General features: G+C 72.7%; 19 protein-coding genes. 15 read left to right on the forward strand and 4 right to left on the reverse strand.

The features are described 5' to 3' along the window. Positions 1–9: 9 nt before the first annotated feature. Complete coding sequence (locus HNR19_RS00865) at positions 10–1,101, forward strand: GNAT family N-acetyltransferase (RefSeq protein ID WP_179666117.1); 1,092 nt, start codon at positions 10–12, stop codon at positions 1,099–1,101. A 9-nt stretch (positions 1,102–1,110) separates the two neighbouring features. Here HNR19_RS00865 and HNR19_RS00870 read toward each other — a convergent pair whose 3' ends face one another. Next, entirely contained in the window at positions 1,111–2,121 is a 1,011-nt protein-coding gene (locus HNR19_RS00870) for an ABC transporter ATP-binding protein (protein WP_281366450.1), read from the reverse strand. 39 nt (positions 2,122–2,160) lie between these two features. On the opposite strand from HNR19_RS00870, the gene HNR19_RS00875 reads away from it, so the two are divergent. Together HNR19_RS00875 and HNR19_RS00880 are read left to right on the forward strand one after the other, a co-directional pair. Continuing rightward, positions 2,161–2,847: an ABC transporter permease gene (locus tag HNR19_RS00875; protein ID WP_179666118.1), complete on the forward strand. Its 687-nt coding sequence runs from the start codon at positions 2,161–2,163 to the stop codon at positions 2,845–2,847. Beyond that, positions 2,847–3,584, forward strand: coding sequence for an ABC transporter permease (locus HNR19_RS00880; protein ID WP_179666119.1), 738 nt, complete (start codon positions 2,847–2,849; stop codon positions 3,582–3,584). The genes HNR19_RS00875 and HNR19_RS00880 overlap by 1 nt, the downstream gene beginning before the upstream one ends. On the opposite strand, the gene HNR19_RS00885 is transcribed toward HNR19_RS00880, so the two are convergent. Next, complete coding sequence (locus HNR19_RS00885) at positions 3,514–4,677, reverse strand: hypothetical protein (protein WP_179666120.1); 1,164 nt, start codon at positions 4,675–4,677, stop codon at positions 3,514–3,516. The two genes, HNR19_RS00880 and HNR19_RS00885, sit on opposite strands and share 71 nt — an antisense overlap. A 154-nt stretch (positions 4,678–4,831) precedes the next feature. Between HNR19_RS00885 and HNR19_RS00890 the strand changes: the two genes are divergently transcribed. Next, the gene (locus HNR19_RS00890) at positions 4,832–5,794 is read left to right on the forward strand and encodes an ABC transporter substrate-binding protein (protein WP_179666121.1); all 963 of its coding nucleotides are present in this window, start codon (positions 4,832–4,834) and stop codon (positions 5,792–5,794) included. Positions 5,795–5,800: 6 nt separating this feature from the next. Here the strand turns inward: HNR19_RS00890 and HNR19_RS00895 are convergent, their stop codons facing one another. Then, positions 5,801–6,940, reverse strand: coding sequence for a glycosyltransferase (locus HNR19_RS00895; protein WP_179666122.1), 1,140 nt, complete (start codon positions 6,938–6,940; stop codon positions 5,801–5,803). A gap of 169 nt (positions 6,941–7,109) precedes the next feature. On the opposite strand from HNR19_RS00895, the gene HNR19_RS00900 reads away from it, so the two are divergent. From HNR19_RS00900 to HNR19_RS00945, 10 genes are all read left to right on the forward strand, one after another. Next, positions 7,110–8,012, forward strand: coding sequence for a Rossmann-like and DUF2520 domain-containing protein (locus HNR19_RS00900; protein WP_179666123.1), 903 nt, complete (start codon positions 7,110–7,112; stop codon positions 8,010–8,012). Between the two features lie 3 nt (positions 8,013–8,015). After that, positions 8,016–8,900 carry a pantoate--beta-alanine ligase gene (gene panC, locus HNR19_RS00905; protein ID WP_179666124.1) on the forward strand — a complete coding sequence of 295 codons (885 nt, stop codon included), beginning with the start codon at positions 8,016–8,018 and terminating at the stop codon, positions 8,898–8,900. Continuing rightward, positions 8,900–9,322 (forward strand): aspartate 1-decarboxylase, encoded by a 423-nt coding sequence (panD, locus tag HNR19_RS00910; protein ID WP_179666125.1) that lies wholly within the window; start codon positions 8,900–8,902, stop codon positions 9,320–9,322. The genes panC and panD overlap by 1 nt, the downstream gene beginning before the upstream one ends. Positions 9,323–9,331: 9 nt before the next feature. After that, positions 9,332–11,008, forward strand: a complete 1,677-nt coding sequence (locus HNR19_RS00915) for an L-aspartate oxidase (protein WP_179666126.1) — start codon at positions 9,332–9,334, stop codon at positions 11,006–11,008. Continuing rightward, positions 11,008–11,919 carry a carboxylating nicotinate-nucleotide diphosphorylase gene (gene nadC, locus HNR19_RS00920; protein ID WP_179666127.1) on the forward strand — a complete coding sequence of 304 codons (912 nt, stop codon included), beginning with the start codon at positions 11,008–11,010 and terminating at the stop codon, positions 11,917–11,919. Before HNR19_RS00915 ends, nadC begins: the two co-directional genes overlap by 1 nt. Then, positions 11,916–12,692 carry a type III pantothenate kinase gene (locus HNR19_RS00925; protein ID WP_179666128.1) on the forward strand — a complete coding sequence of 259 codons (777 nt, stop codon included), beginning with the start codon at positions 11,916–11,918 and terminating at the stop codon, positions 12,690–12,692. The genes nadC and HNR19_RS00925 overlap by 4 nt, the downstream gene beginning before the upstream one ends. A 63-nt stretch (positions 12,693–12,755) precedes the next feature. Continuing rightward, a complete protein-coding gene (locus HNR19_RS00930) occupies positions 12,756–13,088 on the forward strand; it encodes a histone-like nucleoid-structuring protein Lsr2 (protein WP_179666129.1) in 333 nt (110 codons plus the stop codon). Between the two features lie 155 nt (positions 13,089–13,243). Continuing rightward, positions 13,244–15,820, forward strand: coding sequence for an ATP-dependent Clp protease ATP-binding subunit (locus HNR19_RS00935; protein WP_246303456.1), 2,577 nt, complete (start codon positions 13,244–13,246; stop codon positions 15,818–15,820). Between the two features lie 137 nt (positions 15,821–15,957). Then, positions 15,958–17,037 (forward strand): hypothetical protein, encoded by a 1,080-nt coding sequence (locus HNR19_RS00940; RefSeq protein ID WP_179666130.1) that lies wholly within the window; start codon positions 15,958–15,960, stop codon positions 17,035–17,037. Positions 17,038–17,050: 13 nt separating this feature from the next. Further along, positions 17,051–18,112, forward strand: coding sequence for a glycosyltransferase family 2 protein (locus HNR19_RS00945; RefSeq protein WP_179666131.1), 1,062 nt, complete (start codon positions 17,051–17,053; stop codon positions 18,110–18,112). Here HNR19_RS00945 and HNR19_RS00950 read toward each other — a convergent pair. Continuing rightward, a complete protein-coding gene (locus HNR19_RS00950; protein ID WP_343046989.1) occupies positions 18,078–18,968 on the reverse strand; it encodes an HhH-GPD family protein in 891 nt (296 codons plus the stop codon). The two genes, HNR19_RS00945 and HNR19_RS00950, sit on opposite strands and share 35 nt — an antisense overlap. Positions 18,969–19,131: 163 nt before the next feature. Here HNR19_RS00950 and HNR19_RS00955 point away from each other — a divergent pair, with 163 nt between their 5' ends. Then, positions 19,132–19,989 carry a hypothetical protein gene (locus HNR19_RS00955; RefSeq protein ID WP_179666132.1) on the forward strand — a complete coding sequence of 286 codons (858 nt, stop codon included), beginning with the start codon at positions 19,132–19,134 and terminating at the stop codon, positions 19,987–19,989. Positions 19,990–20,111: the final 122 nt, after the last annotated feature.

The raw sequence follows: 20,111 nt of genomic DNA on the forward strand, positions 1-20,111 counted from the left end.
TCAGGCCCGATGATCCCGGACGAGTCGCGATTCGAGAGTGATCCCCTGGTGGCCCTCGGCCCCCGCCCCCCGCTGCCGGAGGGCTGGACCGTCGGGAGCCCCGACCCTCACGACCCCGAGGACCTGGCGCGGCTCACCGCGCTGCTCCGGGCCCACGAGAAGCACGGCCGCGGCTGGGCGGGCGCGAGCGTCGACGACGTGCTCGTCGAGGTCTCCGAGGAGGGCCTGCGCATGCGCGAGAACGTCGTCGTCCGCGACAGCGCCGGCGTGATCCATGCGTGGGGCAGCAGCCACGACCGGGCGGGCGGGCGGATGCTGTTCGTCCACGTGGTCGAGCGCGGCCTGCCCGACGACGACGCGCAGGCCTGCAGCGACGTACTGGTCGACTGGGCCGTCGCCCAGGCCGAGGCCGTCGGCGCCGCGCGCGGTCTCGAGGTCCAGCAGATCGATACCGGCGCGTTCGCGGACGACGACCGCCAGCACCGGTGGCTCGAGACAGCCGGCTTCGAGCGGGTGCGCCACTGGTGGCAGATGAAGCGCCCAGTCGCCCCCGACGAGGCCGGCCTGGTGCCCTCACCCGACGGCTGGGAGGACCGCGGCGTCCGCTTCCGGCTGGTACGGCGGGGGCCCGACGGCATGCCCGACCACGACGACCTGCGCGAGGTGCACGAGGTCCTCGAGGAGGCGTTCCGCGACCACTTCAACTCGTGGGAGGAGACCTTCGACGAGTTTCTCCACCGGCTGCGCGAGGACCCGGGACACCGCTGGGACCACTGGTGGGTCGCCGAGCTGGTCGACGACCCGGAGCACCCCCGGCCGGTCGGCGCCCTGGTCGGCACCGAGACCGGGTCCGAGGACGGGCCGAGCGGCTCCTACGTCGCCTACCTCGGCGTGCTCGAGGCGGCGCGCGGGCGCGGGGTCGGCAAGGGCCTGCTGCGCACCGTGATCGCCGACGCCGCTGTCCGCGGCCGCGACCGGGTGGGCATCGAGGTCGACGCCGACTCGCCGACCGGCGCGCACGAGCTCTACCTCGCCATGGGCTGGGAGACGTCGTACGTCACCGAGTCGTGGCACCGCGAGGTGCCGGTGCCGAAGGGCTGACCGGGCCCGCTACGCCTCGGCGCGCAGCGATCCCCGCAGCGCCCGGTGGATGCCCTCCGGCGTCAGCACCCCCACGAACCGCGGGCCGTCGGTCACGCCGACCGCCGGCCGGTCGTCGCGCAGCATCACCGCGAGCGCCTCGCCGAGCGAGACCCCGAGCTCGACGGTGGCCCCCAGCGCCGACGCGGGTGTGCCGTCGACGGGGTCGACGTGAGCGGCCTCGACCCGGGTGACCGAGAGCCGCCGGAGCCCGGCGTCGGCGCCGACGAAGGTCGCGACCTCGTCGGAGGCGGGGAAGCCGAGCAGCCGCGCGGGGGTGTCGTACTGCAGCAGCCGCCCGCCCTCGCCGAACACGGCGACGCGGTCGCCCAGCCGGACGGCCTCGTCGATGTCGTGGGTCACCAGCACGACCGTCTTGTCGAGCTCGCGCTGGATGCGGAGGAACTCGTCCTGGAGCCGGCCCCGGATCACCGGGTCGACCGCCCCGAACGGCTCGTCCATCAGCAGCACCGGCGGGTCCGCGGCGAGCGCCCGGGCAACGCCGACCCGCTGGCGCTGCCCGCCCGACAGCTCGTGGGGATAGCGGTCGCCGTACTGCGCGGGGTCGAGGCCGACGAGGTGCAACAGCTCCTCCGCGCGCGCCCGCGCGGTCGCCTTCGACTCGCCGTACAGCAGCGGCACGGTCATCGTGTTGGTGATGACCTTCTGGTGCGGGAAGAGGCCGACCTGCTGGATGACGTAGCCGATGCCGCGGCGGAGCTGCACCGGGTCGACCCGGGTGACGTCGCGGCCGTCGACCTCGATCGTGCCGGTGGTGGGCTCGACGAGCCGGTTGATCATCTTCAGCGTCGTGGACTTGCCCGAGCCCGAGGGGCCGACCAGGCAGACCAGCTCGCCGCGGGCCACGTCGAGGTCGAGGTCGTGCACCGCCACCGTGCCGCGGTAGGACTTGCTGACGCCCGTCAGCCGGATCATCGGCCCGGTCGCGCCGTCCTGTCCGCGGTCTCGGCTAGCGTCCATGCGCGTGAGGCTACCGGCGAGCGACGACGGTGAGCGCGGATGACGTGCTACGGGCGGTTCACCGGCAACAAGTGGATCTGCGACGACTACGTGCGCGACCGCTGGGACGAGATCGTCGACGCGACCGTCTCCCACCTGGGCCTGACCGTCTCCGCGGTCCTGCTGGGCATCGTGCTCGCGCTGCCCCTGGCCCTCCTCGCACGCCGCTCGCCGCGGCTCGAGGCCGCGGTGCTGGGTGTCGCGTCGGGCATCTACACGATCCCGTCGCTGGCGCTGTTGCCGCTGCTGGTGCCGTTCACCGGGCTGACCGCGACGACGGTGGTGATCGGGCTGGCGCTCTACTGCCTGACGATCCTGGTGCGGGCGTTCCTCGACGGGCTGCGGGCGGTGCCCGACGACGTCAAGGAGTCGGCGATCGGCCTGGGCTACGGCCGCGCGCGGCTGCTCACGCGGATCGAGCTGCCGCTGGCGCTGCCGGTCGTGCTCGCGGGCGTGCGGGTCGCGACGGTCTCCACGGTCGCGCTCGCGACGGTCGGGACGATCGTCGCCCACGGCGGTCTCGGTGACCTGATCAACCACGGCCGGCTGACCGACTTCAAGGCCGAGCTGCTCACCGCCTCGGTGCTGTGCGTGATGATCGCGCTGTTCCTCGACGGGCTCCTCCTCGCGCTCCAGCACGTGCTCACCCCGTGGGCCCGCACGCGGGGCCTGGAGGTGTCGCGCTGATGGACGTCTTCGGCGATGCCTGGACCTACCTGACCGACGGCGCGAGCTGGACCGGCAACGGCGGCATGCTCGAGCTGCTGGTGCAGCAGCTGCTGCTGAGCATCACGGCGCTGGTGCTGGCGGTCGTCGTCGCACTCCCGATCGCGTTCTGGCTCGGCCACATCGGCAAGGGCGGCTTCCTCGCGGTCAGCATCTCCAACATCGGCCGCGCGGTGCCGACGCTCGCGCTGCTCGCCATCCTGGTCCGGGCCGAGTGGCCGGGCACGGCGCACCTCGGCCCCTACGGCCGCGCCGGGCTCGCCACGCTGATCGCGCTGGCGCTGTTCGCGCTGCCGCCCCTCATCACGCAGACGTACGTCGCCGTGCGCGAGGTCCCGGCCGACACCAAGGAGGCGGCGGTCGGCCTGGGCATGACCGGCTGGCAGCTGTTCCTCCGCGTGGAGCTGCCGCTCGCGCTGCCCCTGGTGCTCAGCGGGGTGCGGCTCGCGATCGTGCAGGTCTGGGCGACGGCGACGATCGCCGCGCTGGTGGCCGGCCCCGGGCTCGGCAACGTGATCACCGCGGGCTTCGCCAACCAGCGCTACGGGCAGGGCATCGCGGGCGCGATCGTCGTCGCGGCGGTCGCCCTCGCCCTCGAGGTCGCGGCCGCGCTCGCCGTACGAGCGATCACTCGGGAGCGAGCAGCTGACCCGGGATCGACGCCTCGTAATAGCGCCGCCCCGCATCCAGCTGGGTGAGGCCCCGGAGGCGGGTGCGCTCGCCGTCGTGCTCCCACCAGTAGGCGAAGTCGTGACCGGGGATGCGCCCGCCTCCCTTGCGCTCCAGCGGGACGGCGACGATCCGGTCGGCGGCTCCCTGCCACCAGGAGACCTCCTCGTCGCTGTCCTCGACCATCGTCCACCCGTCCTCGTCGAGCACCCACGTGCCGCGCTGCTCGAGCCACTGCCAGGGTCCGCGCGTGCCCGGCTCGGGGAACTCCGTCTCCTCGAACCGCACGGCGATCCGGGCGCCGACCTTGTCCACCTCCCGCACGTCCCAGTTCTCGTCGTAGGCCTCCGGCAGGTCGTACGTCGCGAGCGCCGTCCCGTCCTTCGGGTCGATCTCGACCAGCTGCTGGGTGACCTGGCAGCCGCCGCACGGGTCGCCGGAGACGCGCCGGGTCGCGAGCAGCGAGGAGCCGTCGGCCGCCAGCCAGAGCGCGATCACCGGGACGTCCTCGAGGACCTGCTTGATGTCCTCGCCTTCAGGGCCGACGCGCAGGATGCCGTAGTCGTCGTACTCCTCGAGCTCGCTGTTGTCGTACCAGTAGAGGAACGTCGCGCCGTCGATGGTGTGCGCGGACTTGTACATCCGCTCCACGTCCTCGCTGTCCTCGGGCGCGACCTCGGCCTCGGGCAGGTTGACCCGCCACTGCTCGTCGCCGTCGAGGTCGTAGGCGACGAGCTGGAAGGGATCGTCGCCCTTCGGGTGGGCCGGCTCCACCAGGGAGATCTGGGTGACCGAGCGGTTGGGATCGCCGAGCCGCACCGGGGTGACGTCCCCGGTCGCCGGGTCCCAGATCCCGCGCTTCGACCAACCGCGGCCCAGGAGCGCCCGCCCGCCCGGGAGCCACTCCGCCGACGTGTAGTCGGCGAACGTGCTGCGTGCCTCGCCGGAGCGCAGCGCGAGCCCGTCCCGGGTGGCGAGGGCGTAGGTCGGCGCCGCGAGGTCGAGCGGGACGGGATCGACCTCGCCGGCCACCGGTGAGTCGGTGTCGCCGCCGCAGGAAGCCAGCCCGGACGCCAGCAGGACGAGGGCGACGGCGGACGTCGTCCGAGACCTGAGGCGCACCGGCCGAGCATAGGCGGCGGACCTTCCCGGAAGCGGGATGTCGGTCGATGCCCCTAGGGTGCTCGAAGTGCCTGTGCTCGGCCCTGCCCGCAGGCGCTTCCCAACCGGACACGCGTGGCCGCCGGCCACGGGACACAGAAGGTGAAACCCCACGATGACCGCTCAGCTCCCCACCCACTTCCGCCGGGTCCTCGCGACCGGCCTGACCCTCGGTGCGCTCCTCACCGCCACGGCCTGCGCCGGTGACGACCTCGCCGAGGACGACAACGCCTCTGGTGGCGGCGAGGCGAGCGGCACCGTCCGCATCGCCAGCCAGTCGTTCGACGAGGCGGCGCTCGTGACCGCGATGTACGAGGCCGTGCTCACCGACGAGGGCTACGACGTCGAGAAGACCCTCGTCGACACCCGCGACGTCTACATGGCGAAGTTCCCCGCCGACTTCGACGTCGTGCCGGAGTACGTCGCCGGGCTCGGCGACTTCCTCAACATCGAGGCCAACGGCCCCGAGGCCGAGACGGTCACGACCAACGACGCCACCGAGTCGATCGAGGCGATCAAGCCGCTCACCGACGAGGCGGGCATCACCCTGCTCGACCCGTCGCCGGCCGCGTCGCAGAACGCCTTCTTCGTCACCGAGGACTACGCCTCCGAGAACGGCGTCTCCGCGCTGTCCGACCTCGAGGGCGAGTCCGTGGTGCTCGCGGCGGCCCCCGACTGCGAGGGCCGGCCCGACTGCGAGGGTGGCCTGACCAGCGTCTATGGCATCGAGATCAGCGAGCTGCTGCCGCTCGGCTACGCCAGCCCCGAGACCTACCAGTCGGTCATCGACGGCGAGTCCGACCTCGGCCTGACCGGGACGCTCGACGGCACGCTCGACGACCAGGGCCTGGTGCTGCTCGAGGACGACCGCGGCATCCAGCCCGCGCAGAACCTGATCCCGGCGGTCTCGACCGAGTTCCTCGACGAGCACCCCGAGGTCGCCGAGCCGCTCAACGGCCTGATGGCCGCGCTCGACAACGAGACCCTCGGCGAGCTGATCGCGCGGGTCACCGTCGACCGCGAGAAGCCGGAGGACGTCGCCAGCGACTTCCTCACCGAGGAGGGCCTGATCGGCTGACGCCGACTAGAGCTCCTCGTCCCTGACGAGGAGCGCCTCACGGGCGACGGTCCGCGGGTCCAGGCCAGGTACGTCGACCCGGGTCTCACCGTTGGGCATCCGCACCCGCGGGAGCGGCTTCCCGTCGAGCGCGGCGACGTGGCGCATCACCAGCGCCACGTCGTCGCGCCGGCCGTTCTCCACGAGCCAGCCCGCGAGCCGGTGGACGGGCGGCAGCACGCTGTGGGTGAGCGACCGGTGGCCGCCCCAGAACTCGCGGACGCCGCTGACGAGGAGCTGCCACCACGCGTCGCCCTCGCTGCCCTCGAGGCCGGGCACGAGCAGGAAGTAGCGCCACAGGTCGCCGGGCAGGACCTTGTCGAGGAAGACCCGCGACACGGTGGCCGACCCCAGCCCCTCGACCGTCGCGAGCGACATCCGCTTGGTGGTCCACCGGTCCTCGAGGTCCTGGAGGCTGGCGCGCTGCTGGGTGATCGAGGTGCCGTCGTCGCGGATCCGCCAGTGGTAGACGACGTCGGGCACCACGCCGATCCGACGCGCGCGGACGTAGGCCTCGGTCATCGCCGGCTGGTCCTCGTAGCGCACGCCCTCGGGCCACGACAGGCCCGCGCCCTCCCAGAACTCCCGCCGGAACAGCTTGTTCCACGCGAAGACGTCGCCGAGCAGCTCGGGCTGCTGCTCGATCACGACCGCCGACCGGTCCTTGTGCAGCCGCCGCATCCAGCGGATCGGGCGCAGCTGCTCCGCCCCCGCGGGCCCCTCCAGGCGGGCGACGTCGCCGGTCACCAGGTCGGCGCCGGTACGGCGCAGCTGGCCCACGAGCGCGGCGACGGCACCCGGGGGCACGACGTCGTCGGAGTCGGCGAACCCGATCACGTCGCCGCGCACGTGCCGGAGCCCTTCGTTGCGGGCGCCACCCAGGCCGCGGTTGACGATGTGCACCACCCGCACGCGGGGGTCGCGGCCGGCGTACTCCTCCGCGATCGCGCCGGAGTCGTCGGGCGAGCCGTCGTCGACGACCACGACCTCGAGGTTGCGGTGCGTCTGCGCCAGCAGGCTGTCGAGGCACGCGGGCAGGTAGGCGGCCACGTCGTACGCCGGGACCACCACGCTGACCAGCGGCTCGGAGCGACGGAGGAGGGCCACGGCAGCACGCTATCCGGCCGGCGCGGAGGGTGGTGCACGTCACCCAGGCGCCACCTATCGCCCTGCCCGGGAGCGACCTAGCCTTGATGGTGCAACCGAGAAACACGTCCGGTACCCACACCGGCCCGCCAGCGGGTGGTCGGAGGGACTGGAACGAGGAAGGTTCGACATGGGCACCACGAGCGCGCTCTCCATCGGCGTCATCGGCGCAGGTCGCGTCGGCGCCGTTCTCTCGGCCCGGCTCCGCGCCGCCGGCCACCCCGTCGTCGCCGTCGCCGGTGAGTCCGACGCCTCGCGCGAGCGCGCCGCCGCGCTGCTCCCCGGCGTCCCGCTGATGAAGCCCAGCGCCGTCGCCCGCGCGAGCGACCTGCTGCTCCTCACGGTGCCCGACGACATGCTCCCCAACGTCGTGCAGGTGCTCGCCGACTCCGGCGCCCTCCGCGCCGGCCAGGTCGTCGTGCACACCTCCGGCCGCCACGGCCTCGCCGTCCTCGCGCCGGCCGCCGCCGTGGGCGCCCGCGTGATCGCGCTGCACCCGGCGATGACCTTCACCGGCACCGAGGTCGACCTCGACCGCCTCACCGGCTGCGTCTTCGGCCTGACCGCGGGCGCCGCCGAGCGCGGGCTCGCCGAGGAGCTGGTCGCCGAGCTCGGCGGCCGCCCGACGTGGGTCCCCGAGGAGATGCGCACGCTCTACCACGCCGGCCTCGCCCACGGTGCCAACCACCTGGTCACCCTGGTCAGCGAGGCGATGGGCCTGCTGTCCGCCGCCGGCGTCTCCGACCCGGCCGGCACGCTGCGGCCGCTTCTCGACGCGGCGCTCGACAACGCGCTCGCCCACGGCGACGCCGCGCTCACCGGCCCGATCGTGCGCGGCGACGTGAAGACGATCCGCGCCCACCTCGCCGACATCACCGCCAATGCGCCCGACACCCTCCCGTCGTACGTCGCCCTGGCGCGCGCCACCCTCGACCGCGCGGTCACCGACGGCCGCGTCCTCCCGATCCAGGCGCACAAGATCGTGCGCGCCCTCGACGAGGCCACCTGGTCGGTCTCGGTCCAGGCGCAGTAGCACGTGGCGGTCCAGGTCGCCGGCACCCGCGAGGAGCTGGCCACGCTGCTCGGCGCGCGCGGGGGCGCAGGCGCGGTCGCGCTGGTGCCCACGATGGGTGCGCTGCACGAGGGCCACGCCAGCCTGATGGGGCTGGCGCGGGAGCGCGCCGGTGCCGAAGGCACGGTCGTCGTCTCGATCTTCGTCAACCCGCTCCAGTTCGGGCCGGGCGAGGACCTCGACCGCTACCCGCGCACCTTCGACGCCGACCTCGCGGTGTGCGAGCGACAGGGCGTCGACGTGGTCTTCGCGCCCGCTGCCGACGAGGTCTATCCCGGCGGGGAGCCGCAGGTGACGGTCGAGCCGGGGCCCCTGGGCACCCTCCTCGAGGGCGCGTCGCGGCCGGGCCACTTCCGCGGTGTCCTCACGGTGGTCGCCAAGCTGCTGGGGCTGGTGCGCCCCGACGTCGCGATCTTCGGCCAGAAGGACTACCAGCAGCTCGCGCTGATCACCCGGATGGCGAGCGACCTCTGCCTCGGCGTCGAGATCGTGGGTGCCGAGACCGTGCGCGAGCTCGACGGCCTCGCGCTCTCCAGCCGCAACCGCTACCTCGACGCCGAGCAGCGCGAGCGGGCCACGGCCCTCAGCCGGGCGCTGTACGCCGCCCGCGACGCCGGGCCGCGCGGGCTCGCGGAGGCGCTCGCCGCCGGTCGGGCGGTGCTCAGCGAGGCGGAGGGCGTGGAGCTCGACTACTTCGAGATCCGCGCCGTCGACCTCGGCGAGCTCGCGGCCGCCGTCCCCCCGCAGACTCCCGCCCGGGCCGTGGTCGCGGCCCGTGTGGGCACCACCCGCCTCATCGACAACATGCCGCTGGTCATCGGGACCGCGGCTGCCGAAGGGAGCAGCTGATGCTGCGCACGATGATGAAGTCCAAGATCCACCGCGCGACCGTGACGCAGGCCGACCTGCACTACGTCGGCTCGGTGACCGTCGACGAGAACCTGCTCGAGGCGGCCGACCTGCTGCCCGGCGAGCTCGTCCACATCGTCGACATCACCAACGGCGCCCGGCTCGAGACCTACACGATCGCCGGCGAGCGCGGCAGCGGCGTGATCGGCATCAACGGCGCGGCGGCGCGGCTGGTGCACCCCGGCGACCTGGTCATCCTGATCGCCTACGGCCAGATGACCACCGAGGAGGCGAAGGCCTACCAGCCGCACGTGGTGTTCGTCGATGCGGACAACAAGGTGGTCGGCACCGGCGCCGACCCGGCGGACACCTTCGGCGACCCCGGCCTCAACCGGGGAGACCTGGTCGCCGCGGGCCGATAGCCTGCGCGGATGCACGCCTCCACCCGCCGGCTGCCCGGCCGGCTGACCGCACCGGAGCCCGGCTGGACGACGCGCGCGGACGTCGTCGTCATCGGGTCCGGGATCGCCGGCCTCACCGCGGCGATGCGCCTGCGCAAGAAGGTCGACAAGGTCATGGTGGTGACCAAGGACGTGCTGTCCGCGGGCTCGACACAGTGGGCGCAGGGCGGCATCGCCGCGGCCCTGGGGCCGGGTGACACCCCGGAGCAGCACGAGGTCGACACCCTCGTCGCGGGTGCCGGCGCCTGCGACCGCGAGGCGGTGCAGGTGCTGGTCAACGAGGGGCCGGCGGCCGTGCGCGAGCTCATCAAGCGCGGCGCCAACTTCGACCTCGACGAGGGCGGCGACCTGTCGCTGACCCGTGAGGGCGGCCACCACCGCGACCGGATCGCCCACGCAGGTGGCGACGCCACCGGCGCCGAGATCCAGCGCGCGCTGATGGAGGCGGTCGCCGCCAACCCCAACATCGAGGTCATCGAGCACGCGCTCGCCGTCGACCTGCTCCTCGCCGCCGACGGCGGCGTCGCGGGGCTGACCCTGCACGTGATGGGCGAGGGCCAGCGCGACGGTGTCGGCGCGGTCCACTGCCGCGCGGTCGTCCTCGCCAGCGGCGGCCTCGGCCAGGTGTTCTCGCAGACGACCAACCCGGCGGTGTCGACCGGCGACGGCATGGCGCTCGCGCTGCGCGCCGGCGCCACCCTGCGCGACCTCGAGTTCGTGCAGTTCCACCCGACGGTGATGTACCTCGGCCCCGACTCGCGCGGCCAGCAGCCGCTGATCTCCGAGGCGGTGCGCGGCGAGGGGGCGTTCCTGGTCGACGACGAGGGCGTCCGCTTCATGCAGGGCCAGCACGAGCTCGCCGACCTCGCTCCGCGCGACGTCGTCGCCAAGGCGATCATGAAGCGGATGCTCGAGACCGGGCGCCCCCACATGTGGCTCGACGCGCGGCACCTGGGAGCGGCGTTCTGGGAGCGCCGGTTCCCGACAATCCTCGCGACCGCGCGCTCCCACGGCGTCGACCCGGTCACGCAGCTGATCCCCGTCGCGCCGGCGTGCCACTACGCCTCCGGCGGCGTCCGCACCGACCTCGACGGCCGCACCGACCTGCCGGGCCTCTACGCCACCGGCGAGGTCGCCTGCTCCGGCGTCCACGGCGCCAACCGGCTCGCGTCCAACTCCCTGCTCGAGGGCCTCGTCTTCTCGCGGCGGATCTCCAAGGTGCTCCCCGGCGAGCTGCGCCCCTGGCAGGAGCCCGTCGACGACGGCCGCTCCGTCGGGCTGGTGGCGGGCGCCGTACGACGCGACCTGCAGGAGACGATGACGTCGAAGGTGGGCGTGCTGCGCTCCGCGCCGGGGCTCGCCGAGGCGGGCGCGATGCTCGACAAGCTCGCGTCGGAGACGGCGGAGCAGGTCGACCAGGCGTCGTGGGAGACCACCAACCTGATCACCATCAGCGCCGCGCTGGCCGACGCGGCCGCGCTGCGCGAGGAGACCCGCGGGTCCCACTGGCGCGACGACTTCCCCGAGCGCGACGACGTCGACTTCGCCGGCCACTTCGACGTCCGCATGCACGACGGCGCAACCACCGTGTCGTTCAGCCCGTCGCCTGCGACCGACACCGACCTGCCCGCCGTGGAGGCGCACTGATGGCTCTCTCGCTCACGCCGTTCTCCGACCTCCCCGACGCGCTCCTCAAGGAGCTCGCCGAGATCGGCGACCCGCGCTCGGTCTACGACCTGGTCGCGGGAGCGCTGCACGAGGACGTGCCGACCGAGGACGTCACGAGTGCCGCGACGATCGGCACCGACGTCCACGGTGTCGCCGACTTCAACGCCCGTGAGCAGGGCGTCGTCGCAGGCCTCGCCGTCGCCGAGCTGGTCTTCCGCATGGTCATGGGCGACACGGTCTCGATCGACCAGCGCACCGCCGACGGCAGCCGGGTCGTCCCCGGCGACGCCGTGCTGACGGTCTCGGGCCCGGTCCGCGGACTGCTCACGGCAGAGCGCACCGCGCTCAACATCGCGTGCCACCTCTCCGGCGTCGCCACCGCCACGGCCGCGTGGGTCACCGCGCTCGAGGGCACCCGGGCCCGGGTGCTCGACACCCGCAAGACGCTGCCCGGACTTCGAGCCCTGCAGAAGTACGCCGTCGCGTGCGGCGGCGGCGTCAACCACCGCTTCAGCCTGTCCGACCGCGCGATGGTCAAGGACAACCACGTGCTCGCAGCCGGCGGCGTGGTGCCGGCGTTCGAGGCCGTGCGGACGGCGTACCCCGACTTGCGCGTCGAGGTGGAGGTCACCGACCTCGACCAGCTGCGCGACCTGCTCGCCGCCGGGTGCACTGAGATCCTGCTCGACAACATGAGCAGCGAGACCATGGCCGAGGCGGTGCGGATCCGCGACGAGTCGGGCGTGGCCGCGACCCTGGAGGCCTCCGGCGGGCTCACGCTGGAGCGCGCGGCCGAGGTCGCGCGGACCGGTGTCGACTTCCTCTCTGTCGGCGCGCTGACCCACTCGGTCGTGGTCTTCGACCTCGGCATGGACCTGCGCGAACAATGAGCCTGCTGGCCGCCGACATCGGCAACGCGCACACCGTCCTCGGCCTCGTCGCCGACGGCGAGGTGACCGCGGACTGGCGGGTCGCGACCGACGAGCACCGGACTGCGGACGAATGGGCCGTTCTGCTTCGCGGATTGCTGGGCGCCCAAATATCAGATGTATCGGGAATTGCCGTGTGCGCGACCGTGCCCGCCGTGCTGCATTCCTGGCGCGAGATGCTCGAGCGGCATTTCGGAGATGTCCCGCGGGTGATCATCGAGCCCGGTGTGCGCACCGGGGTCCCGATCCTCGTCGACAACCCCAGGGAAGTCGGGACCGATCGCATCATCAACGCTCTCGCGGCGGTCAATGATTACGGCGGCCCCGCGATCGTGGTCGATTTCGGTGGCACCGCGACGACTTTCGACGTCGTCGACGCAGACGGGCGCTATGTCGGCGGCGCGATCACCCCCGGGATCGAGATCTCGCTCGAGGCGCTGGGCCGCCGTGGCGCGCAGCTGCGCCAGGTCGAGCTGGTCCGCCCGCGCAGCGTGATCGGCAAGAACACCGTGGAGGCGCTGCAGTCGGGAATGATCTTCGGGGTCGCAAGCCAGGTCGAGGGAGTCGTCGAGCGGTTGATCTCCGCGCTCGGCGCCGACGCGGCCGACGTACGCGTGATCTCGACCGGATATCTCGCGCCGCTCGTCGTCGACGAATGCCGGTGTTTCACCGACCATTCGCCGTGGCTCACCCTGCGCGGGCTCGAACGCGCATTCCTGCGCAACGCGAAATGAGGAAATAGCGTTAAAGGTGGGCCGATCATCGCCTCGAAGTCGGCGTTATGCCATGATCTCGATATGGCCCAGAAAGTGAACATCACCCTCGTCGACGACATCGACGGAAGCGACGCCACCGAGACCGTGACTTTCGGTCTCGACGGAGCGACCTACGAGATCGACCTCAACGACAAGAATGCGTCTGCTCTCCGCGACGCCCTCGCCACTTATGTCGGGCACGGCCGCAAGGTCAGCACGGCCCGCCGTGCCCGCGCGTCCGCGCGCTCCGGCGCCGCGGCCGGCGGCGCCCCCGCCAGCGAGGTGCGCGAGTGGGCGCGGGCCAACGGTTTCACGGTCCCCGACCGCGGCCGGATCCCGTCCGACGTGCGCTCGGCGTACGACGCCGCTCACTGATCGTTCCGCGCGGCGGCGGACCTCGTTCCTCGGTCTGCCGTCGCGCTCGGGCGTTCGCTCTGAGCGGACGGCGTTTTCCCGTCACACGGAACGCGTAGGCTGGTCCAGCGGTTGTCCCCTTCGACAGCCTGCGTGACGTGTGAGGAGCGATGCAGATGTTCGAGCGGTTTACCGACCGTGCCCGCCGGGTGGTCGTGCTGGCCCAGGAAGAGGCCCGCATGCTCTCCCACAACTACATCGGGACCGAGCACATCCTCCTCGGTCTCATCCACGAGGGGGAGGGCGTCGCCGCCAAGGCGCTGGAGTCCCTCGACATCTCGCTCGAGGCGGTGCGTGCCCAGGTCGAGGAGATCATCGGCCAGGGCCAGCAGGCGCCGAGCGGCCACATCCCGTTCACTCCGCGCGCCAAGAAGGTGCTCGAGCTGTCCCTGCGCGAGGCGCTGCAGCTCGGCCACTCCTACATCGGCACCGAGCACATCCTGCTCGGCCTGATCCGCGAGGGCGAGGGCGTCGCCGCCCAGGTGCTGCAGAAGCTCGGCGCCGACCTCAACCGGGTGCGCCAGCAGGTCATCCAGCTGCTCTCGGGCTTCCAGGGCAAGGAGTCCGGCCAGGCCGCCGCCGCGACCGGCGCCAGCAGCGGTGACGCGCCGTCGTCGAGCCTGGTGCTCGACCAGTTCGGCCGCAACCTGACCCAGGACGCCCGCGAGGGCAAGCTCGACCCGGTCATCGGCCGCTCGCAGGAGATCGAGCGGGTCATGCAGATCCTGTCCCGCCGTACGAAGAACAACCCGGTCCTCATCGGCGAGCCGGGCGTCGGCAAGACGACCATCGTCGAGGGCCTGGCCCAGGACATCGTCAAGGGCAACGTGCCCGAGACGCTCAAGGACAAGCAGATCTACACCCTCGACCTGGGTGCGCTGGTCGCCGGCTCGCGCTACCGCGGCGACTTCGAGGAGCGCCTGAAGAAGGTGCTCAAGGAGATCCGCACCCGCGGCGACATCGTGCTGTTCATCGACGAGATCCACACTCTCGTCGGCGCCGGCGCCGCCGAGGGCGCGATCGACGCCGCGTCGATCCTCAAGCCGATGCTGGCCCGGGGCGAGCTCCAGACCATCGGAGCGACCACCCTCGACGAGTACCGCAAGTACCTCGAGAAGGACGCCGCGCTCGAGCGCCGCTTCCAGCCGATCCAGGTCGCCGAGCCGTCGATCGCCCACACGATCGAGATGCTCAAGGGCCTGCGCGACCGCTACGAGGCGCACCACCGGGTGACCATCACCGACGAGGCGCTGGTCTCCGCGGCGACGCTGGCCGACCGCTACATCTCCGACCGGTTCCTGCCCGACAAGGCGATCGACCTGATCGACGAGGCCGGCTCGCGGCTGCGGATCCGCCGGATGACGGCGCCCGCCGACCTGCGCGAGTACGACGACAAGATCGGCGAGGTGCGGCAGCGCAAGGAGGCGGCGATCGACGGGCAGGACTTCGAGGCCGCCGCCCGCCTGCGCGACGAGGAGAAGCAGCTCATCCTGAAGAAGGCCGAGCGCGAGAAGCAGTGGCGCGCCGGCGACATGGACGAGGTCGCTGAGGTCGACGAGGAGCTGATCGCCGAGGTGCTGGCGGTCGCGACCGGCATCCCGATCGTGAAGCTCTCCGAGGAGGAGTCGACCCGGCTGCTCAAGATGGAGGACGAGCTCCACAAGCGCGTCATCGGCCAGGACGAGGCGGTCAAGGCGCTCTCGCGCGCGATCCGCCGTACCCGTGCCGGCCTGAAGGACCCGAAGCGTCCCGGCGGCTCGTTCATCTTCGCCGGCCCGTCCGGTGTCGGTAAGACGTGGCTGTCCAAGACGCTCGCGGAGTTCCTCTTCGGCGACGAGGACGCGCTGATCCAGCTCGACATGTCCGAGTTCGGCGAGAAGCACACCGTCTCGCGGCTCTTCGGCTCGCCCCCGGGCTACGTCGGCTACGAGGAGGGCGGCCAGCTCACCGAGAAGGTGCGCCGCAAGCCGTTCTCCGTCGTCCTCTTCGACGAGGTCGAGAAGGCCCACCCCGACATCTTCAACAGCCTGCTGCAGATCCTGGAGGAAGGTCGCCTGACCGACTCCCAGGGCCGGGTGGTCGACTTCAAGAACACCGTCATCATCATGACCACCAACCTCGGCACCCGTGACATCGCCAAGGGCATCAACCTCGGCTTCCAGCAGGCCGGCGACAAGCAGGGCTCCTACGAGCGGATGAAGAGCAAGGTGTCGGAGGAGCTCAAGCAGCACTTCCGGCCCGAGTTCCTCAACCGTGTCGACGAGATCATCGTCTTCCCGCCGCTGTCGCAGGAGCAGATCGTCGCGATGGTCGACAACATGATCGCCGCGGTGGAGGTCCGCCTGAAGGACCGCGACATGAGCATCGAGCTGACCCAGAAGGCGAAGAACCTGCTCGCCGAGCGGGGCTTCGACCCGGTGCTCGGCGCGCGGCCGCTGCGCCGTACCGTCCAGCGCGAGATCGAGGACGTGCTCGCCGAGAAGATGCTGTACGGCGAGGTCGGCCCCGGTCAGCTGGTGCTGGTCGACGTGGACGGCGAGGGTCCGACCGCGACCTTCACGTTCGAGGGCCAGAAGGTCAGCGAGCTGCCCGACCTGCCGCCGCTGGAGACCGTGTCCGAGGGCGGCGCCGCGGAGGCGCCGACCGAGGAGGGCGGCCCGACCGACGTGCCCCGCTCCACCGGCACCGAGTAGGCGCGAGTCGGCAGAAGTTCTCAGCCTGAGGGCATCGAGTCGGCAGAAGTTCGCAGGACTGGCGCGAACTTCTGCCGACTCGGTCGTTTCTGAGCGCCGGTTTCTGCCGACTCGCGGGGTGCGACACAATGCGAGGCATGTCTGACGGACCGGTCTACCTGCACATCGGGCTGAAGAAGACGGGGACGTCGTACCTCCAGTCGCTGCTGCGGGCCAACCCCGACGCGCTCGGCGCGCAGGGGCTGACGATGGTGCCGCACAACCAGATCGCGAGCCGCCAGCTGGTGCGGGCGCTCAAGGACCAGCTCCAGGAGGGCGTCGACGCCCCGCGGGCGAAGCGGGCGCTCGAGCGGTTCCCGCGCGAGCTCGCGTCCGCCCCGGGCGACCGGGTGCTCGTCAGCGACGAGGTCTTCGGCGGCTCGACCGAGGAGCAGGTCGCGCGGCTCGGCGAGGCGCTCGGCGGCCGCGAGGCCCACCTGCTGCTGACCGTCCGCGACATCGCGCGCACGATCCCGTCGGCCTGGCAGCAGACCGTCAAGGGTGGCTCCCAGGTGCCCTACGAGGCCTTCGTCGACGCCGTGGTGTCCCGCGAGGGCGAGGTGGCCGCCGGGTTCTGGCGCGCCTACGACGTGCCCGCGATGCTCGCCCGCTGGAAGGGCCTGGTCGACCCGTCGCGGATGCACGTCGTGCTGCTGCCGCCGCCGGGTGCCGCGCCGACCGTCCTGCTCGACCGCTTCTGCGGGGTGCTCGGCATCGACCCGGCGTCGCTGACCGCCGAGAGCGTGCGCGCCAACGAGTCGCTGGGCCGCGCACAGGCCGAGCTGCTGCTGAGGATCAACGGGCTGCTGGCGCCCCCGACGTTCCGCCGCGACCTGCACGGGCCGGTGCTCAAGCGAGGCTTCGCGATCGGCGTCCTGGCGCCGCAGAAGGGCGACCGGATCCCGATGCTCGCGCAGCACCGCGCGTGGTGCGAGGAGCACGCGCGGGGCGTGATCGAGGCTTTGGAGAGCGGCGGCTACGACGTCGTCGGCGACCTCGCCGAGCTGCACCCCCACGACTCGGCGTTCGCCGACGAGCTGACGCCGGTCGACGAGCGCGAGGTGACCGACGCCGCGCTGCGGGCGCTGGCGACGATCCTCGACGGCCAGGTCGCCGACCTGCGCCGCGAGCGTGACGCCAACCGCGCGGCACGCGCACAGCAGCGTGACCGGTCCTGACGGGAGCTCCGGCATGGCTGACCAGGGCGGCATCGTCGCCGCGGTCAGCACGGTCAAGGACACGCTGCCGCGCCTGGAGCAGTACGTCGCCCGCAACCTCGCGGGTGGGGTCGACCACCTGTTCGTGCTGCTCGACGCGGACCAGCCGGAGGTCGCTGAGGGCTTCGCGGCTCATCCGCACGTCACCTGCATCCGCACCGACGACGCCTGGTGGCAGGGTGGGCGGCCGCCCGAGCTGAACCACAGGCAGCGCATCAACGCCAACGCGATCCGCCACCTCCTCGGCGAGCTGGGCTGGGCGTCCTGGCTCTTCCACGTCGACGGCGACGAGGTGGTGCGCGTCGACCGCGACCGCCTCGCCGCGGTGCCCCCATCGGTCCCCGCCGTCAGGCTCGAGGTGCGTGAGGCGGTCAGCCGGCTGCGTTGGGAGCGACCGCCCACCTGGTTCAAGCGGCCCCTCGAGAAGCCCGAGCTGCGCCGCCTCGTCCGGCGCGGCGTGATCGAGAAGCCCACCAACGGGGCCTTCCTGCACGGGCACGCCGACGGCAAGTCCGGCGTGCGACCGGGCACTGACACCTGGCTCACCCTGCACGACCCCGTGGGCGCCGACGGGGGAGCGGTGGACACCGCCGCGGACCCGTCGTTCCTGGTGCTGCACTTCGAGTCCTACTCGGGCGAGGAGTTCGCGCGGAAGTGGACCGCCCTCGCCCAGGCCGGGCCGGACACCAGGCTGCGTCCCATCCGGCAGCGGACCATGGACGCCGTGCAGGGCCTCCTCGCCCGCGGCCTGCCGCCGGAGGCGCTGGAGCAGGAGCTGCTCGCGCTCTACGAGCGCACGATCGCCGACGACCTCGACCTCCTGCGGAGGCTCGGCGTGGTCGACGAGATCGACGCCGACCGCGGGACCCACGAGCCGGCCGCGCCGAGCGCGGACCAGCGGGCCGCGCTCGACGCCGCGCTTGACCGGCTGCGGGAGACGCCGAAGGACGGGTTCCGGCCGCCCGCGAACCGGCCGGTCGAGACCCCGGGCGCAGCGGCGCCTACGGCAGCGCCACGCCCCCGTCGGCGGTCCTGACCGCCAAGCCGTCGGCGAGCAGGGACTCCAGGCAGCGGGCGCGCTGGGCCGCGTCGTCCCACACCGCGTCCAGCCGGTCGGACGGTACGGCGCCCTCGGCGTCGCGCAGCACGGCCAGCAGCCGGCCCCGGCACTGGCGGTCGGTGCCGGCGTAGGTCTGCACCGGGCGGGGCGGACCGTCGTACGCCGGCCGCCCGGCGGTGTGCCACGCGCACAGCGCGACCACGGGGCAGGCGTCACAGCGGGGCCGGTCCGCCGTACAGACCAGGGCGCCGAGCTCCATCACCGCCACCGACCAGGTCGCCGCGGTCGGCTCGTCGTCGGGCAGCAGCGCCGCAGCCACGTCGCGCTCGGCGCGGGTGACCGAGCGGGCCGGGAACTCCACGCCGCTCACCGCGCGGCCGAGCACGCGCCGGACGTTGGTGTCGAGCACGACGTGCCGGCGACCGTGGGCGAACGTCGCGATCGCGGCGGCCGTGTAGTCACCCACGCCGGGCAGCGCGAGCAGCGCGTCGTAGTCGGCCGGCACCTCGCCGCCGTGCTCGTCGCGGATCGCCGTCGCCGCCGCGTGCAGCCGCAACGCGCGCCGTGGGTAGCCGAGGCGGCCCCAGGCCCGCACCGCCTCGCCGGTGGGTTCCGCCGCGAGGTCCGCCGGTGTCGGCCACCGCTCGAGCCACGTCTCGTGCACCGGGAGCACCCGGTTGACCGGGGTCTGCTGGAGCATGAACTCCGAGACCATCACCGACCACGCGCTGGCCTCGGGCCGCCGCCACGGCAGGTCGCGCGCGTGCTCGTCGTACCACTCCAGGACCGGCGCCACCAACGGTGACGATCCCGGCGCGGTCTGGCTGCTCACCGTCCAATTGTGCCGAGTCGGCGCATCTTCACGCGTCTGGGGCTCCGAGCCGGCTCGTCTTCACGCGTGTGGGACGCCGAGTCGGCTGGTGATCACGCGGCGACTCGGCGATGCACGGTGTGGGACCGACGATCGGGGGCGTCCCGCGGCTAGCGTCGGATCCATGGCGCAGCTGACCCGGGGACCGCTGCCGCCGGAGGTCTACTGGCGGCGGCGCCTGTTCGTGCTCACGCTCGCCGCGAGCCTGCTCTTCGTCATCGTCAGCGTGCTGCGCGGTGGCAGCGACGCGTCCGACGATGCCCCCGTCGCCCAGCAGGCCGGCGCCGACGTCGAGCCGTCGCAGACCGTCACCGTCGAGCCGAGGGACGAGCAGCGCCGGCGGGAGCGCCGCGAGCGGCGGGCCGGGCCGACGTACGGCCCGACGTTCGACCCCGACGTGCTCGCCCAGCCGGACGGCTACTGCAAGGCCGCCGACGTGCTGATCACGCCCGAGGTCGACGAGGCCGTCGCCGGGCGCGACGTGACGATCGGCCTCAGCCTGAGGTCGACCGGACCCGCGGCGTGCCTCTGGCGGCTCAGCGACGAGCGCATCGTCGTCCGCGTCACCCGCGGCGCCGAGGAGGTCTGGACCACCCGTGAGTGCGGCGACGCGATCCCGGAGCGGGTCGTCACCGTGCGCGACGTGGTGGCGACGGTCGTCGAGATGACCTGGGAGGAGGCCAAGGAGTCCGACCCGGGCTGCCCCGGAGGCTCCGAGTGGCTCCAGCCGGGTGATTACTCCGTGGCGGCGGCGACGCTCGGCGGTGAGCCGGGCGAGACCGACTTCGAGCTCGAGACGCCCACGCCGGCGACGGTCACGCCGGACGCCGACCCGACCGGGCCGGAGGGCGAGGACCGCGAGCCGGGCGAGAAGGGCGACCGTGGGCAGAAGCAGCCGCAGGATGGCGAGCAGTCCCCGGAGGGTGGCGGCGGTCAGCAGCCGGAGCACGGCGACCGCCAGCAGGACGTACCGATCCGCTGAGCAGGCGGCTGGCTGTGAGCGGTCGCTGATCGAGGTTTCGAGACGCGCGGTCGCTCCTGCTCGCACGCTCGCAGGAGCGCGCGCCCTCAACCTCTTCGGCCGACGGGACCTCCCTCGTTCCT

Source organism: Nocardioides thalensis (assembly GCF_013410655.1).
Taxonomy (GTDB): Bacteria; Actinomycetota; Actinomycetes; order Propionibacteriales; family Nocardioidaceae; genus Nocardioides; species Nocardioides thalensis.

What these genes read in the sequence shown, in the direction of transcription:
- HNR19_RS00945 (WP_179666131.1), top strand. Translation starts at nt 17,051, where the DNA reads ATGGCTGACCAGGGCGGCATCGTCGCCGCGGTCAGCACGGTCAAGGAC.
- HNR19_RS00915 (WP_179666126.1), top strand. Translation starts at nt 9,332, where the DNA reads ATGCACGCCTCCACCCGCCGGCTGCCCGGCCGGCTGACCGCACCGGAG.
- nadC (WP_179666127.1), top strand. Translation starts at nt 11,008, where the DNA reads ATGGCTCTCTCGCTCACGCCGTTCTCCGACCTCCCCGACGCGCTCCTC.
- HNR19_RS00900 (WP_179666123.1), top strand. Translation starts at nt 7,110, where the DNA reads ATGGGCACCACGAGCGCGCTCTCCATCGGCGTCATCGGCGCAGGTCGC.
- HNR19_RS00890 (WP_179666121.1), top strand. Translation starts at nt 4,832, where the DNA reads ATGACCGCTCAGCTCCCCACCCACTTCCGCCGGGTCCTCGCGACCGGC.
- HNR19_RS00875 (WP_179666118.1), top strand. Translation starts at nt 2,161, where the DNA reads ATGACGTGCTACGGGCGGTTCACCGGCAACAAGTGGATCTGCGACGAC.
- HNR19_RS00935 (WP_246303456.1), top strand. Translation starts at nt 13,244, where the DNA reads ATGTTCGAGCGGTTTACCGACCGTGCCCGCCGGGTGGTCGTGCTGGCC.
- HNR19_RS00925 (WP_179666128.1), top strand. Translation starts at nt 11,916, where the DNA reads ATGAGCCTGCTGGCCGCCGACATCGGCAACGCGCACACCGTCCTCGGC.
- HNR19_RS00870 (WP_281366450.1), bottom strand. Translation starts at nt 2,121, where the DNA reads ATGGACGCTAGCCGAGACCGCGGACAGGACGGCGCGACCGGGCCGATG.
- HNR19_RS00930 (WP_179666129.1), top strand. Translation starts at nt 12,756, where the DNA reads ATGGCCCAGAAAGTGAACATCACCCTCGTCGACGACATCGACGGAAGC.
- HNR19_RS00940 (WP_179666130.1), top strand. Translation starts at nt 15,958, where the DNA reads ATGTCTGACGGACCGGTCTACCTGCACATCGGGCTGAAGAAGACGGGG.
- HNR19_RS00880 (WP_179666119.1), top strand. Translation starts at nt 2,847, where the DNA reads ATGGACGTCTTCGGCGATGCCTGGACCTACCTGACCGACGGCGCGAGC.
- panD (WP_179666125.1), top strand. Translation starts at nt 8,900, where the DNA reads ATGCTGCGCACGATGATGAAGTCCAAGATCCACCGCGCGACCGTGACG.
- HNR19_RS00865 (WP_179666117.1), top strand. Translation starts at nt 10, where the DNA reads ATGATCCCGGACGAGTCGCGATTCGAGAGTGATCCCCTGGTGGCCCTC.
- HNR19_RS00955 (WP_179666132.1), top strand. Translation starts at nt 19,132, where the DNA reads ATGGCGCAGCTGACCCGGGGACCGCTGCCGCCGGAGGTCTACTGGCGG.